The following is a 14,607-nucleotide window of genomic DNA, read 5'->3' as shown; positions in this document are numbered from 1 at the left end:
CCTTTCTGGGGCACCTGGATTCGAACCAGGGATGCCAGGATCAAAACCTGGTGCCTTTCCTCTTGGCTATACCCCATTCATTGCGGGAAGCGAGACTCGAACTCGCAAGACCAAACTGGTGCTAGATCCTAAGTCTAGTGCGTCTCCCATTCCGCCATTCCCGCAGACCAATTGAGGTCGAACATGGCTACGACAGGAATTGAACCTGTGACTTCAGCGTTATGAATGCTGTGCTCTACCAACTGAGCTACGTAGCCTGATCATTTTTAAAATAAGAGATTGCTAAATTATCGGTTATTGAAGTTTAACATGTCATGATGTCAACGAACCGATCTTTTTTCACGGATATGATAACAAAAAAATAGACGTTTCACAACGAGATTGATAACCCTATTACATGTCAACTGCGGTTTTGATCCGAAATAAACGAGAGATTACAAGAAGATGGTGAGAAGTTTGACTTCAAAAAATTTTATAAGAAACATCATAAGAGATGAAATTAGAAAAGATCGAGATGTTGTGGTTCATACTCGATTCCCACCGTATCCTAATGGATATCTTCATATTGGTCATGCTAAATCAATCTGCTTAAATTTTGGTATCGCTGAGGATTATCGTGGCAAATGTAATCTACGTATTGATAATACTAACCCTATGGATCAAAAAACTTTAAAAAAATATGTTCGCGCTATCAAGGAAGATATCAGTTGGTTAGGGTTCAGTTGGAACGGGAAGATACGGTATGCTTCAGATTATCAAGAAACGTTCTATAGGTATGCCGTCGAATTGATTCAAAAGAAATTAGCGTATGTCGATCATTTGGATCATAGTTCGATTAAGAGATATAGGGGGGATTTTAAACACTCAGGAAGAAATAGCCCTTATCGTAATCGTACGGTCGAAGAAAATTTAAATCTGTTTGAAGAAATGAAATGTGGATTATTTGAAGAGGGTGAGGTCTGTTTAAGAGCTAAGATAGATATGAATTCTTCATCAATGATTCTCAGGGATCCTGTATTGTATCGTATAAAAGGGACATATGATTCACCTATCTCGAAGGATAAGAAATTTAGAATCTATCCTACATATGACTTCGCGCATTGCATTTCGGATGCCATAGAAGGAATTACGCATTCTTTATGTACATTAGAGTTTCAGGAGAATAGGATACTATATGATTGGATACTGGATAATATTAGCATCTCTCATCGACCAAGGCAATATGAGTTTTCAAGTTTAAATTTGGAATATACGGTCATGTCAAAGACGAAGATCAGCATATTGGTCGAACGAAAGATAGTAGAATCTTGGAGAGATCCTAGATTACCAACCATCTCTGGATTACGCCGTAGAGGTTATACTGCTAAATCAATTCGTTCGTTCTGTCAAAAAATCGGAGTGACCAGACAGAACAGTACTATTAGAATGCAAGTTTTAGAATCTTGTATTCGAAAAGATTTGAATAAGGTTTCACCAAGAATGATGGGAGTTCTAAATCCTATTAAACTAATCATAGAAAATATGGGAGATAACGAAGAATACGATTTAGATGTATTTAAACATCCACAAGATAGGATAGGAAGTTTGGTAAGAAGTCTCTTAAATTTAACAATAAACTATACGTAGATAGATTCGATTTTTTTGAAGGAAGAAACGTAGAATTAAGTAATTCTATCTTAGGAGAAAAATTCCGTCTAAGACATGCTTGTACGATAACGATCGATCGGATATGTAAAGATCGAGGAAAAATCATTATCTATTGTCATTGTGAAAAAGAATCTTTTGGTCGATTTTCTAGTCGTTCTAATCGTGTGAAAAAGATAATACATTGGGTAAATGCCACATATGGAGTACGAGCAGAATTTAGAATGTTTGATCATCTATTCAAAGTTCCTAATCCAGGTGAAAACTTTCTTGAGCTAATTAATGAGAATTCTATGATCTTAAAAATGGGATTTGTTGAACCTGAAATACTATCCTTTAAAAAAGGACAACATTTTCAGTTAGAGAGAGAAGGATATTTCTGTATCGATGCAGATAGTAACTATATTAAAAATCTTAAATTGACAATTAATCATATCGTAAGTTTGAAATGAATAAATGAAGATAAATTTTAAAATATATTGATGTTCTTTATTTTTAGGGATTAATGAAGGATTTTAACAATATGAAACAATTTATAAATTTATCTGATCTAAAACTAATTTTATCCAATTTTTTATTCTTTGATCAGTTAGTTCAGGTTGTCTATCTTCATCGATAGCCAATCCAACAAAATTTTCTTTATCTTCTAAAGCTTTGGAATTTTGGAAAATATACCCTTCTATCGGCCATTTTCCTATCAGCTTAGCACCTTTTTTCGCAACTATCTCTTTTAGTATTCCCATTGCATCACAGAAATATTCTGGATAATCTTCTTGATCTCCGCAACCGAAAATAGCTACGTATTTATCTGTAAAATCAATTTTTTTTAATGTTCTAAAAAAGTCATACCAATCACATTGTGCTTCTCCGTAATACCATGTTGGAATGCCGAAGAGAAGAATGTCGAAATTCTCTATGTGTTCTTTTTTAGAGTGCGCTATATTATATATTTTTGGAATATAATTAAATTTTTTTATGTTCTTCGCTAAGATTTTTGTGACTTTTTCCGTGTTTCCAGTATCGCTTCCAAAAAAAATTCCTATTTTTCTCATATTTATCTCCAAAAATTTAATTTTTTTATTACAAAAGTTCTACATCTGTTTTTAAACGAACGTCGATTATATCTTCAGAAATTTATTAAAATTCTTAAGAAACTTATGTCATATACATTGCAATTTTTGTTCATATAAGGTAATTCTAAAAACAAAATTAAATTGACAACTTTTTATTAAAGATTTTTCACGAATAATAAGTTAAAAGCCAATTTAAAGTATCTTGAAATCGTTATTCAAAATATGTAATAACGTTATTTTATATTCCTCAATTTATAGATTCTAACATACAATAGTTGTTCATACACGTTTAAAATTAATCTTACTTTTGATGAGTGAATGTGATATATCATTTGATAGTTAAAAATATTGTGTAAAATATAATCTAACCACTTTAACAATGAACAAATATCTTTCTGAAGATAATCCCTAAGCCATAAAAGTTTATCGGAACTTATAAAATATAAAATATTCTTAATATGATAGAATTCTGTGATTTTTTTTTAAAATTATTTATTATACATCCAGTTACATTAAAGTCATTTGAATAATATTTGTGTTAATTAAAATCGTACTTTTAAAATCGTTAATGAGTCAATATAATCACTCATATCATTCTGTAATTCTTCCTTAAATTTTTATCAAAAAAATAGAAACATCGTTGAAACTTAAAGGTTTAATGGGGAATCTATTGAGTTAATTAAAAATTTTAAACTTATACATTAATAAGCGTATATTTTTAAAATTTTTAATAGATTTAAAATAATTTTTCTTTCATATATTCAAAGAACTTCAACATCTTTTAAAAATTTATCTTTCGATGAATTATTCTATGAACTATTCTGAAAGTAAGACATATATAGGGAATAAATATTAATAAATTCATTATTTCAATTAAAAATATATTGATCTTTCATACTTGTTTAGAAAAATATTCTAATGATTTGCACATCTTGTTGAATATCTGACTTTCATGAAAGTATTCTGAAAATGGTGCAATATTTCAAAAATAATTCATAAGATTTAGAAATTATCATCGATAATCTATTGGATTAAATAATATTTTATTGTCGATTATCTTTATTTTTTTTCTTTATAGAAAATTCGATAATTAAATTGATGATAACCATATTCAATGACGTGAAAATTTTTATCATTCAGTACATAATATTTTATTCTTTTCTCTTAAAAAATAAGAATGCTTTTAGAACTAATACCTTGTTATTCTAAATCATATTTATTAAAATATCGAGCAGATATGTACTTCTGTTATAATCTTTAAGGAGACTATTTCTATAGATAATAAAAGATTTTCTAAAGATAACTTTATTTAACATATAAAATATTTTAAAAGATATATGGTAGTTTTCTTGTATAAATAGGAAAATTAAATAGATCAAACAACATAAAGATGTATTTTCAGAAGTTTTTGTAAAACATACGAGCTATATTTTATTTTTTTATGATTTTATGAATCAATCAGTTGACTTTTGATCGATTCAAAAGAAAAGATCCTCTAAAACAACTAATCTATCTTAATTTTTATATGATCAGTTAGGTTTTAAAGATGATAGTTAAAACTTACGAAACATGTTTTAAAAATGAATAAGAAAAATTTGATCAATTTAGATCTGGATATAAGAAAACTTCCTATCAATGCTATGGTCTCTATTTTACATCGCATATCTGGAATCATGAATATTTTCTTCTTAATGTGGATCGTAAAAAAAATTTGCTGTACGGTAGAATACCGAGAGAAATTTTTTACTGTTCTTTCTTTTCGATCATGCTCTTCTAAGATTATTTTTTATATCTTCTGTATTTCTTTTATATATCATGTTTTGTCAGGAGTAAGGCATATGTTGATCGATTTTAATATCATAGGATATAGTATAACGATATCCAAAGTATCTTCAGTTCTGACAATCATTTCTACTTTTGTTATATTCTTCTTGTTGTGTTTCCTGTGAACAGAAAAAAAAATATTTCTGGAATAAAAGGTTGGATATTCTTAAGAATTACTTCCTTCGTGTTGCTTGTTTACTTTTCTTACGTTTTGATTTTCTTCTTAAAGAAAGAAATCGATCACATCCTTTTAAAAGAATTTTTTTCAAAAAAACTAACAAAAGTTTTAACGATATTCTCAATCATATCAATAGTTTTTCACTCTTATATCGGTATAAAAAATATCTTAACGGATTACTTTAAGAGCAAGAAAATTAGGGTATTAATTTATTTTATTATGTGTATTATCTTGTTTTTTTATCTATTTTACATAATTAGTATTCTCTGCTTATCTTAGGTATCAAATGAAATTTTCTAAAAAAATGTTTGATGTTATCATAATTGGTGCTGGAGGGTCGGGGATGCGAGCAGCTCTAGAAATTTCTAAGTCTGGACTATCCTGTGCGGTTATTACAAAAGTATTTCCAATCAGATCTCACACGATATCTGCACAAGGTGGAATAGCAGCTTCTTTAGGAAATGTGCATGAAGATAAATGGATTTGGCATATGTACGATACTGTTAAAGGATCAGATTACCTTAGCGATCAGAATGCTGTCGAACATATGTGCAAGAACGGTCCAGATGCTGTTCTTGAACTGGAAGATATGGGAGTACCGTTCTCTAGATTAAAAAATGGAAAAATATATCAGAGATCTTTTGGAGGACAAACTAAAAATTTTGGTCAAGAAAAAGCTTTCCGTATTGCTTCTGCCGAAGATAGGACCGGACATGCTATATTACATACATTATTTCAACAAAACATAAAAAATAAAACTGTTTTTTATTCGGAATGGTATGCTATAGATCTTATAAAAAATCAGGATGACGATGTTGTAGGATGTATATCAATGAATATACATGATGGTGAAATTGTCTATTTTTGCGCTAGATCAACTATTTTAGCTACAGGAGGAGCTGGTAGAGTTTATTATCCAACAACCAATTCACATATTAATACAGGTGATGGAATAGGGATGGTTATCAGGGCAGGTTTACCTGTACAAGATATGGAAATGTGGCAGTTTCATCCTACTGGAATAGCAGATGTTGGGATATTAATTACAGAAGGTTGCAGAGGGGAAGGAGGTTATTTAATAAACAATATGAAAGAGAAATTCATGTATCGATATGCTCCGATCATGAAAGATCTTGCAAGTAGGGATATTGTTTCAAGATCTATTTTAAAAGAAATTCAAGAAAATAGAGGTTTTCTAAACTCTTCTGGAAAAGGATTTCATGTAAAATTAAGAATTAAGCATCTAAACTTGACGAAATTGGAGAATAAATTACCCGGAATACTCGAACTGTCTAAAATATTTGCACATGTTAATCCAAAAGAATCAGATATTCCAGTAGTTCCAACCTGTCATTATATGATGGGAGGAATACCATGTAATGTTTTTGGACAAGCTATAACGATGGATAATTCTGGAAAAGATAAGATTATTCCTGGATTGTTTGTAGTTGGAGAGGTCTCTTGTACATCAGTACACGGAGCAAATAGATTAGGAGGAAACTCCCTTTTAGATTTGATAGTTTTTGGAAAAACTGTTGGAATCTCTGTAAAAAAATTTATCAAAGAAAGAATAAATTTTCGTAGTGCCCGTAAATCCGATATGGAGATTGTTTTTGATCGATTGAACAAGTGGAATCGAAAAAAAATTAATTTTTATGAAGATCCAACTGATTTACGAGATGATATACAAAGATGTATGACAGATCATTTTTACGTATTTAGAGAAGAGAAAAGTATGACAGTAGGATTGAAAAAATTAGAGGAAATTAGAGAAAAATTGAATCGAGCTCGATTGAAAGATCATACGAATTGTTTCAATACACATAGAGTGGAATGTTTGGAAATAGATAACTTAATGGAAACGGCAATTGCTACTGCTCATTCTGCAATATTTCGTAAAGAGAGTAGGGGGGCACATTATCGAACCGATTATCCGAAAAGAAACGATCAAGATTGGCTATTTCATACCTTATATTTTTCAGAAAACAAAATAAAGAAGAGAAGAATCAATGTTCAAACGAAATTTTGCAAACCGTTTCTTCCGAAAGAAAGAAATTATTAGTTGTATACGTAATACGAGAGCTATGAGAAAAAATAACCATCTTGAATTTTCCATATATCGATACAATCAGGATATTCACGATTCTCCCTACATGGAAAGTTACTTCTTTAATATGGAAGAGATCAGAAATATGATGTTATCGGATGTACTATTTAAAATTAAAAAAAAAGATCCCACCTTTAGTTTTAGAATATCTTGTAGACAAGGAGTGTGTGGATCAGATGGGATGAACATTAATGGACGTAATGGACTTGCATGTATTACTTCCATAAAAGATCTTTTAAAAAAATGTAAAAAAGTTGTTGTAAAACCTTTGACTGGATTTACTATCCTGAAAGATCTAGTAGTAAATATGTCCGATTTTTTCGATCGATATAAAGAAATTTTTCCATACATCATTGAAAACAACGAAAATGGTTGTATAAAAAAAAGGAACCATATACAAAGCATTTCACAGAGAAATAAGCTAAATGGTTTATATGGTTGTATTCTTTGTGCTTGTTGTTCTTCTTCTTGTCCTTCTGTATGGTGGAATACGGATAAATTTATCGGTCCTGCTGGACTTTTAACGTCATATAGATTTTTATCGGATGATCGCGATCATGGAAAAAACTTCAGATTGAATCATCTACAAGATTCCTTCAAAGTGTTTAAGTGTCACAACATTATGAATTGTATCTCCTCCTGCCCTAAGAATTTAAATCCTAACAGAGCTATCAGAAAAATAAAAATCATGCTTTTAAAGAATATGTTAAATCTAACATAATAGAAAGTTTGAAATTTAGCTTATTTAAATTCTTATATTAAGGTTCGTATAAGTACTGAATAATGAATGAAAAAAATCAAAAAAAAATTTTTAAAAATGTTATTTTACCGATAGAAAACGTTTCATATATTGAAAGATGTAGTGATGGAACGAAAGAAGCATCACCTTATATTTATAAAAATTTCCTTCATAAAGGAAAGGCTGTACACCTTTCAGAAAGAAATACATCTCGAAAAGGTGCAAGATATGCACATAAAATGGAAGAAAATCTATACTATCAACTCTTCTTAGAAAAGGAAAAAAATATATTAGAACGTATGAAAAGATGTTTTCGAACGAATGGACATCTGGAATCTTGTGTAAATCCTATCGAGTTAAAAAAAAATGTAGAAAATAGAATCAAGGATCTTTTTTTAAAAAAGCTGAAAAATCTTTCGATGACGAGAATATATAGAAGAAAGGTATTTAATAATCGTTTGGATAAATTGAAAAAATCTATTCTGCATATGAATCAAGTTTACTGTTCTTCAATCGGCGTTGAGTACATGCATATAGAAGATAAAATACAAAGAGATTGGATTCAAAAAAGGTTAGAAGAACGGGTATGTTTGAAAAATACGTTTGACTTTTCTGAAAAAGTTAGATTTCTTTCAGATTTGATTGCTGCAGAAGAACTTGAGAGATATTTGGAAATAAGATATCCTGGAGAAAAAAGGTTCTCGTTAGAGGGAATCGATGTGTTGATACCGATGTTGAAAGATATGATAATTTTTTCTGGAAATAAGAAGGTTGATAGAATTATATTAGGTATGACACATCGTGGACGAATCAATGTTTTAGCGAATATATTTGGAAAACCTTTAAACAAGATATTTAAAGATGAAGTAAAAGATTACAAGGTATCTGGAGATGTAAAGTATCATTACGGATGCTTCTCAAAGTTTAATATAAATGGAAAGACGATCAAGTTGAACCTATCTTTTAACCCTTCTCATTTAGAGATCGTTAATCCTGTTGTCATGGGGATCGCTCGAGGTTATATGGATAGATTTAAAAAGAGGAAGAAATTTTGCCGATTACTATACACGGCGATGCTTCTGTAGTTGGACAAGGGATCGTTCAAGAAACCATCAATCTCTACAAGATTGATGGATACAGCGTCGGTGGTACTATACGAATTGTATTAAACAACCAGATAGGATTCACTATATCTAAAGAGAGATTTTTGCGATCTTCTAGATATTGCACAGATATTTTTAAATTTACTCAGTTTCCTATTTTTCATGTCAATGCAGATGATATAGAGGCTGTCATGTTCTCTTCTAGAATAGCGTTAGATTTTCGAGAAAAGTTTCGAAAAGATGTCGTAGTAGAGTTGATAGGATATCGTAGAAGAGGTCATAGCGAGATCGATGACCCGAAAGTTACTCAACCGGTGATGTATCATATCATCGAACAGCATGAAACATCCAGATCAATTTATTCGAAAAGTTTGATTAAAAACGATATAATCACTCACGAAGATGTTGAAGATATGATCGGTTCTTATAGAAGAAAGTTGAAAGAAAATTCCTTTTCATCTTATGGAATCAATTTTATAAATGATGTTGAACATCCAACTGATTTTAAGAATCTGAAGATACGTTCTAATTCTATAATAGGAGTGAAAAACTTACAAAAAACGTTGCAAGAGATTAGTTCTGTACCAAAAAATTTCATGTTGCATCCGATGGTAGATAAGATACTCCAAAATAGATCAAGAATTGCGACAAAAGAGTCCTTATGTGACTGGGCAACTTCTGAAATTTTAGCATATTCTACTTTGTTACAACTTGGATTTGACGTTCGTATCTCTGGAGAAGATGTAAGTAGAGGAACTTTTTTTCAAAGGAATTTTAGAATATATGATCAGATAGATGGAAAAGAGTACTTTTCAATAGAGAAGATTAGTAACTGTATTGGAACTATAAATGTTTGGGATTCTGTTTTATCTGAAGAATCTACTCTAGCTTTTGAGTACGGATATTCTTTGGTACACAATGGTTCATTAACGGTATGGGAAGCACAGTTTGGTGATTTTTCCAATGTTGCTCAGGTTGTGATCGATCAATTCATAAGTTCCGGAAATAAGAAATGGGGAATCGAGAGCAACTTAGTCATTTTTTTACCACATGGATACGAAGGACAAGGACCTGATCATTCTTCTGCAAGGGTAGAAAGATATCTTCAATTATGTGCAGAAAAAAACATGAAAATTTTTGTTCCTTCTGACCCATCTCAGATATATCATGCATTGTTGGAACACTGTTGTATTGATAGAGATCAAAGATGTCCTTTAATTGTATTTTCTCCAAAATCTTTACTTCGTCATCCAGATTGTCTGGTTGGACTAAAAGAATTAGCCTGTGGAAGATTTCGTAAAGTTATTGGAGAAGATGAAAAATATAGTATTTCTAAAAAAATACAAAGAGTGATTCTTTGTTGCGGAAAAATATATTATGAACTCTTAGAAGAAAGGAATGTATCAATAAAAAAAATCAACAAAACAATTGCCATCATCAGAATCGAACAGTTATACCCTTTTCCAAACGAAGAGTTAAAACAAGAGATTCAAAAATATCCATGTGTGGTTGATTTCATTTGGTGTCAAGAAGAACCAAAAAATCAAGGGGCTTGGAATTATATAAAAGAATATATCAAGAAAGTTATTCCATCCTACGCAAATCTTTCATATTTTGGAAGATCAGAGTTATCGACCTCAGTCGAAGGAGATCGTGTAAGATATCGATTAAAACAAAAACATATCGTACAATCAGCCTTAACAGGTTAGCATCATTAAACGAACATGAAAACTCATGAATATGAAATATTAGTCCCAGATTTTTCAGAATCTGTGGTTCAATCTAAAATATTGAGTTGGAAGAAAGAACTAGGAGATCTGATAGAACAAGATGAGACGTTAGTTGAAGTTGAAACGGATAAAGTAGTTTTAGAAATAGTTTCTCCGAAATCTGGTATTTTAAAATCAATCTTAAAAGATTCTGGATCTTTAGTGAGATCGGGTGAAATCATAGGTTATATACTTTCTGATGAAGATCTCGAAAGTGACATCGAAGTAAGAGATATCTCACTTAAAAGAAGGTATCTTCGAAATCTTCATAAAAAAGTAAAAAATCAAAAAAACGAAGTTTTTCTATCTCCTTCTGATCGTAGAAGAATCTTAAAGGATAGGGAAAAATATGAAGAAGACGATGGAAAACTCTTTATAAAATCGACAGAAATGAATGAAAAAGATCACTTGTCAGAAAAAAAAGGTTATTTCCCTCATGAGAAATCAGTGCAAGAGAAATCCTCAAAATATAAAATCGTTCCAATGACGGGAATCAGAAGATCTATTTCTGATCGTTTATTATACTCCAAAAATAATTCTGTCACATTGACGACGTTCAATGAGGTAAATATGGGACCGGTCATGAATATGAGGAAGATGTATGGAAAAGAGTTCGAAAGGATACACGGATTGAAATTAGGAATGATAACTTTTTTTATAAAAGCTTGTGTGATCTCTTTGAAAAAGTATTCAAAGATAAACGCATCGATTGATAAAAACAACATTTTATATCATAATCATATCGATATTAATGTAGCAATATCAACCGATAGAGGGTTGGTCACTCCGATCATAAGAAGAGTTGAAGATCTTAATCTAGTAGAGATAAACCATAAGATAAAAGGTATCGTTAAAAAAAGCACAAGAAATGGTTTAACAATAAAAGACTTAGAGAGTGGTAGTTTTACAATCACCAACGGTGGCATCTTCGGATCTTTGATGTCGACCCCCGTGATTAATCCCCCTCAAAGCGCAATACTTGGGATGCATTCTATTCAAAAAAGAGCTGTAATTAAGAACGACAAGATAAAGATTTTTCCGATGATGTATTTAGCTCTCTCATATGATCACAGGATAATTGATGGAAAAGAAGCGATAGAATTTTTGTTAAATATAAAAAGTATTCTAGAAGATCCAATATTGTTGTTGATAAATCAATGATCATGAAAGTTATAAAAAAAGAAAACTTGAAATCTTTGATGAAGAAGAAGAGAATAAAGAGTAAGATATGTATCTGCAAGAGTATCAAGTCAAAAGGATGCTTTCTAATTATGGTTTTTTAGTTCCAAAAAATTTTTTTTGTCGAACTATCGAGGAAATCAGGGATGCATTTTGTTTTTTCGAAGGTCAGAAGTTTGTTTTAAAATGTCAAATACAGTTTGGTGGAAGAGGAAAATCAGGTGCTGTAAAGGTTGTTTCTAATATACAGGAATCCGAACTTTTTTTTAGAAGGTGGATGAATAGGAAGTTGGCTACAGATAAGACTGGTATAGATGGACAAAAAGTAGTTGGTATATTGGTTGAAGAATACATCGACGTTCAACAAGAGATGTATGTAAGCGTGTCAATAGATAAAAATAAAAATCGAATTATCCTGATTTTCTCTTTTTATGGCGGAATAGAAGTTGAAAAAAATCATGAAAAGAACAGAAATTACTTTCAAAAACTTGAGATCGATCTAATAAAAAGGTTAAAATTAGATACGATCAGAAGATACGTTGATAAATTATGTAATATTCAGAAAATAAGTCTTTCTTTTTCAAAATTTCTCTTCGATCTGTTGGAAATTTTTTTTTCCCTAGATCTGTTATTTATAGAAATCAATCCAATAGCGATCGATCGATACGGAAAACTAATTTGTTTGGATGGAAAATCGAAAATTGATGAAAATGCCCTTTTCAGAGAAAAGGAGATTAAAAAGGAAATATTGAGCGTCGAAAACGATTCATTAGAAGATATTATTGATAAACTCAGTATCTCATCAAATTATGTATCTTTGAATGGAAACATCGGATGTATCTCTAATGGAGCTGGATTGGCTATGGGATTGATGGATTTAATCAAGATTTATGGAGGTCACCCTGCAAATTTTTTGGATATAGGTGGAAACACGAGTTTATCTAAGGTAGAAAAATATTTTTGTAAAATACTAAATCAAGATCGCGTCATTGTCGTTCTTGTGAACGTATTTGGAGGGATAATAAGATGCGATGTTGTCGCCCAAATTCTATTAAGATCTATGAAAAAAATTGGTGGAAAACCTATCCCAAAGATATTTGTTCGATTCTCCGGGAATAGATATCAATATGGAATAAATATGTTAAAAGAGAGTTGCTTCAAAAGTAATATTTCCATTATGTACAATCTTGAAGAGATGGTTGAAAAGTCAGTTCTGTTAACAAAAGGTAGAAATGTCCATTTTAATTAACAGAAACACGAGAGTCGTTTGTCAAGGTTTGACGGGGAGAAGTGGAAGTTTTCATTCTAAGATCGATATCAATTATGGTACAAAGATAGTTTCTGGTGTAGTCCCAGGGAAGGGAGGAACGTATCACTTCGGTGTACCAATCTTTGAAACCGTCAAAGAAGCTGTATTTCATACAAAAGCGAACACATCGGTCGTTTATGTTCCTTCGTATTCTTGTAAGGAAGCAATATTGGAGTCGATCGATTCGGGGATTAAGTTGATTATAGTGATCACAGAAGGAATTCCAACTCTCGATATGATGATTGTGAAGGAAAGATTACGTGAAAAAGAAGGGGTGATCTTAATTGGTCCAAATTCCCCTGGCGTAATATCTCCAGGAAAATGTAAGATAGGAATCCAACCTCATTTCATCCATCGAAAAGGAGGAATTGGGATAGTTTCTAGATCTGGAACCTTGATGTATGAAGCAGTCGATCAGATCACTAAATCTGGATTAGGTCAGTCAACTTGTGTAGGAATCGGAGGAGACATGATTTCTGGTACAGATTTTATAAGTATGTTAAGATTATTTGAGAATGATCCTCAAACTGAGGCTATATTGATGATCGGAGAAATTGGAGGGGACAGAGAAGAGAGTGCTGCTTTTTATGTTAGCAGAGAAGTTACAAAACCAGTGATAGCGTATATTGCAGGTTTATATGCTCCCCATGATCAACAAATGGGTCATGCTGGAGCGATTCTGGAAGATAAGGATAGAGACGTTGAGGAAAAAATAGAAATTCTTAAATCGCAGGGTGTTAAAGTAGTTCGAAGAATTTCTAGAATTGGAGAAGAGGTCAGATCGGTCTTTTATCGATCGAATGGAAGTTAAGATTTTTATTACATTTATCGATAAAACAGTTCATCAGGATGTTTGTCGGGTCGTTAGCTCAGTTGGTAGAGCAGTTGACTTTTAATCAATTGGTCACAGGTTCGAGTCCTGTACGACCCATAATTTTTAGAAAGGACTTCCATTAAAAAACTATGAAAAATTTTTCATAGGTAATATCTGTTGATGACGTTAACATTTCTGTCAAATTCATATATAATCGGTTTAGCGGTGGGAATGTTTAATTTCGATATAGCATCCTCGCTCATATTTTCCAGATATTTAGCTAAAGCTCTAAGAGAATTTCCATGGGCAACTATCAAAACCCTTTCTCTTTTTCTAAGCCTAGGTTCAATTTCTTCTTTCCAAAAAGGAACTAACCTGTTTAGGGTATCCTCTAAACTTTCTGATCTTGGAAGATCTTCATTCATCATATGATACTGAATGTCTTTATTGATTTGATGATCCGAAGACATAGGTGGTTTGACTTTGAAACTTCTTCTCCAAAGTTCAACCTGATCTTTTCCATATTTTTTACTGATCTCTTCTTTATTTAAACCTTGTAGTGCACCATAATGCCTTTCGTTAAGTTTCCAACTCTTATAAACTGGTATCCAACTCATATCAATTTCCTTTAAAACTTCCCATAAAGTATGAATTGCCCTCTTTAACAGGGAAGTATAAGCAACATCGAAAACAATTCGGTTTCTTTTCAGAATTGTTCCAGCTTTTCTTGCTTCTAAATATCCATCCTGTGATAAAGGAACGTCAACCCATCCAGTAAAACGATTGAGTTGATTCCAAAGACTTTTTCCATGTCTTATAATAACCAGTTGAATAAACATTTCATATTCTCCACTTCAGACATAAAAAT

11 protein-coding genes, 4 tRNA genes and 1 pseudogene are annotated in these 14,607 nt (G+C 31.4%); 11 read left to right on the top strand and 5 right to left on the bottom strand.

Going from position 1 to position 14,607, the window contains the following annotated elements:
• Positions 1-5: 5 nt before the first annotated feature.
• The 3 genes from AOQ87_RS01695 to AOQ87_RS01685 all read right to left on the bottom strand — a co-directional run bounded on the left by AOQ87_RS01695 (position 6) and on the right by AOQ87_RS01685 (position 257).
• Positions 6-76 (bottom strand) — tRNA-Gln (locus tag AOQ87_RS01695).
• Between the two features lie 5 nt (positions 77-81).
• Positions 82-164: transfer RNA gene (locus AOQ87_RS01690), tRNA-Leu, on the bottom strand.
• Positions 165-184: 20 nt separating this feature from the next.
• Positions 185-257: transfer RNA gene (locus AOQ87_RS01685), tRNA-Met, on the bottom strand.
• 187 nt (positions 258-444) lie between these two features.
• Here AOQ87_RS01685 and glnS point away from each other — a divergent pair.
• A pseudogene (glnS, locus tag AOQ87_RS01680) lies at positions 445-2,096 on the top strand (glutamine--tRNA ligase).
• 81 nt (positions 2,097-2,177) lie between these two features.
• Here glnS and fldA read toward each other — a convergent pair.
• On the bottom strand, positions 2,178-2,696 hold the full coding sequence (gene fldA, locus AOQ87_RS01675) for a flavodoxin FldA (protein ID WP_039719696.1): 519 nt from the start codon (positions 2,694-2,696) through the stop codon (positions 2,178-2,180).
• Between the two features lie 1,601 nt (positions 2,697-4,297).
• Between fldA and sdhC the strand changes: the two genes are divergently transcribed.
• The 10 genes from sdhC to AOQ87_RS01625 all read left to right on the top strand — a co-directional run bounded on the left by sdhC (position 4,298) and on the right by AOQ87_RS01625 (position 13,856).
• Positions 4,298-4,666: a succinate dehydrogenase, cytochrome b556 subunit gene (gene sdhC / locus AOQ87_RS01670; protein ID WP_080626585.1), complete on the top strand. Its 369-nt coding sequence runs from the start codon at positions 4,298-4,300 to the stop codon at positions 4,664-4,666.
• Complete coding sequence (sdhD, locus tag AOQ87_RS02795) at positions 4,654-4,998, top strand: succinate dehydrogenase, hydrophobic membrane anchor protein (protein ID WP_420885303.1); 345 nt, start codon at positions 4,654-4,656, stop codon at positions 4,996-4,998. The genes sdhC and sdhD overlap by 13 nt, the downstream gene beginning before the upstream one ends.
• A gap of 7 nt (positions 4,999-5,005) precedes the next feature.
• The gene (sdhA, locus tag AOQ87_RS01660) at positions 5,006-6,781 is read left to right on the top strand and encodes a succinate dehydrogenase flavoprotein subunit (protein WP_039719694.1); all 1,776 of its coding nucleotides are present in this window, start codon (positions 5,006-5,008) and stop codon (positions 6,779-6,781) included.
• 22 nt (positions 6,782-6,803) lie between these two features.
• The gene (locus tag AOQ87_RS01655; RefSeq protein WP_080626697.1) at positions 6,804-7,547 is read left to right on the top strand and encodes a succinate dehydrogenase iron-sulfur subunit; all 744 of its coding nucleotides are present in this window, start codon (positions 6,804-6,806) and stop codon (positions 7,545-7,547) included.
• Positions 7,548-7,609: 62 nt separating this feature from the next.
• Entirely contained in the window at positions 7,610-8,650 is a 1,041-nt protein-coding gene (locus tag AOQ87_RS01650; RefSeq protein ID WP_080626583.1) for a 2-oxoglutarate dehydrogenase component E1 family protein, read from the top strand.
• Positions 8,617-10,377, top strand: coding sequence for a 2-oxoglutarate dehydrogenase E1 component (locus tag AOQ87_RS01645; protein ID WP_185751030.1), 1,761 nt, complete (start codon positions 8,617-8,619; stop codon positions 10,375-10,377). The genes AOQ87_RS01650 and AOQ87_RS01645 overlap by 34 nt, the downstream gene beginning before the upstream one ends.
• A gap of 15 nt (positions 10,378-10,392) precedes the next feature.
• Positions 10,393-11,598, top strand: a complete 1,206-nt coding sequence (gene sucB / locus AOQ87_RS01640; protein ID WP_080626581.1) for a dihydrolipoyllysine-residue succinyltransferase — start codon at positions 10,393-10,395, stop codon at positions 11,596-11,598.
• A 67-nt stretch (positions 11,599-11,665) separates the two neighbouring features.
• The gene (locus AOQ87_RS01635; RefSeq protein ID WP_080626580.1) at positions 11,666-12,865 is read left to right on the top strand and encodes an ATP-grasp domain-containing protein; all 1,200 of its coding nucleotides are present in this window, start codon (positions 11,666-11,668) and stop codon (positions 12,863-12,865) included.
• Complete coding sequence (gene sucD, locus AOQ87_RS01630; RefSeq protein ID WP_080626579.1) at positions 12,849-13,736, top strand: succinate--CoA ligase subunit alpha; 888 nt, start codon at positions 12,849-12,851, stop codon at positions 13,734-13,736. The genes AOQ87_RS01635 and sucD overlap by 17 nt, the downstream gene beginning before the upstream one ends.
• Before the next feature lie 47 nt (positions 13,737-13,783).
• A tRNA-Lys gene (locus tag AOQ87_RS01625) sits at positions 13,784-13,856 on the top strand.
• A gap of 44 nt (positions 13,857-13,900) precedes the next feature.
• Here AOQ87_RS01625 and gpmA read toward each other — a convergent pair.
• Positions 13,901-14,578 (bottom strand): 2,3-diphosphoglycerate-dependent phosphoglycerate mutase, encoded by a 678-nt coding sequence (gpmA, locus tag AOQ87_RS01620; protein ID WP_080626578.1) that lies wholly within the window; start codon positions 14,576-14,578, stop codon positions 13,901-13,903.
• Positions 14,579-14,607 lie beyond the last annotated feature (29 nt).

This window comes from Candidatus Riesia pediculischaeffi (genome assembly GCF_002073895.1).
In the GTDB taxonomy this organism is placed as follows: domain Bacteria; phylum Pseudomonadota; class Gammaproteobacteria; order Enterobacterales; family Enterobacteriaceae; genus Riesia; species Riesia pediculischaeffi.
The sequence above is the reverse complement of the archived record's forward strand: the minus strand, read 5'-3'. Positions and strand labels throughout refer to the sequence as shown.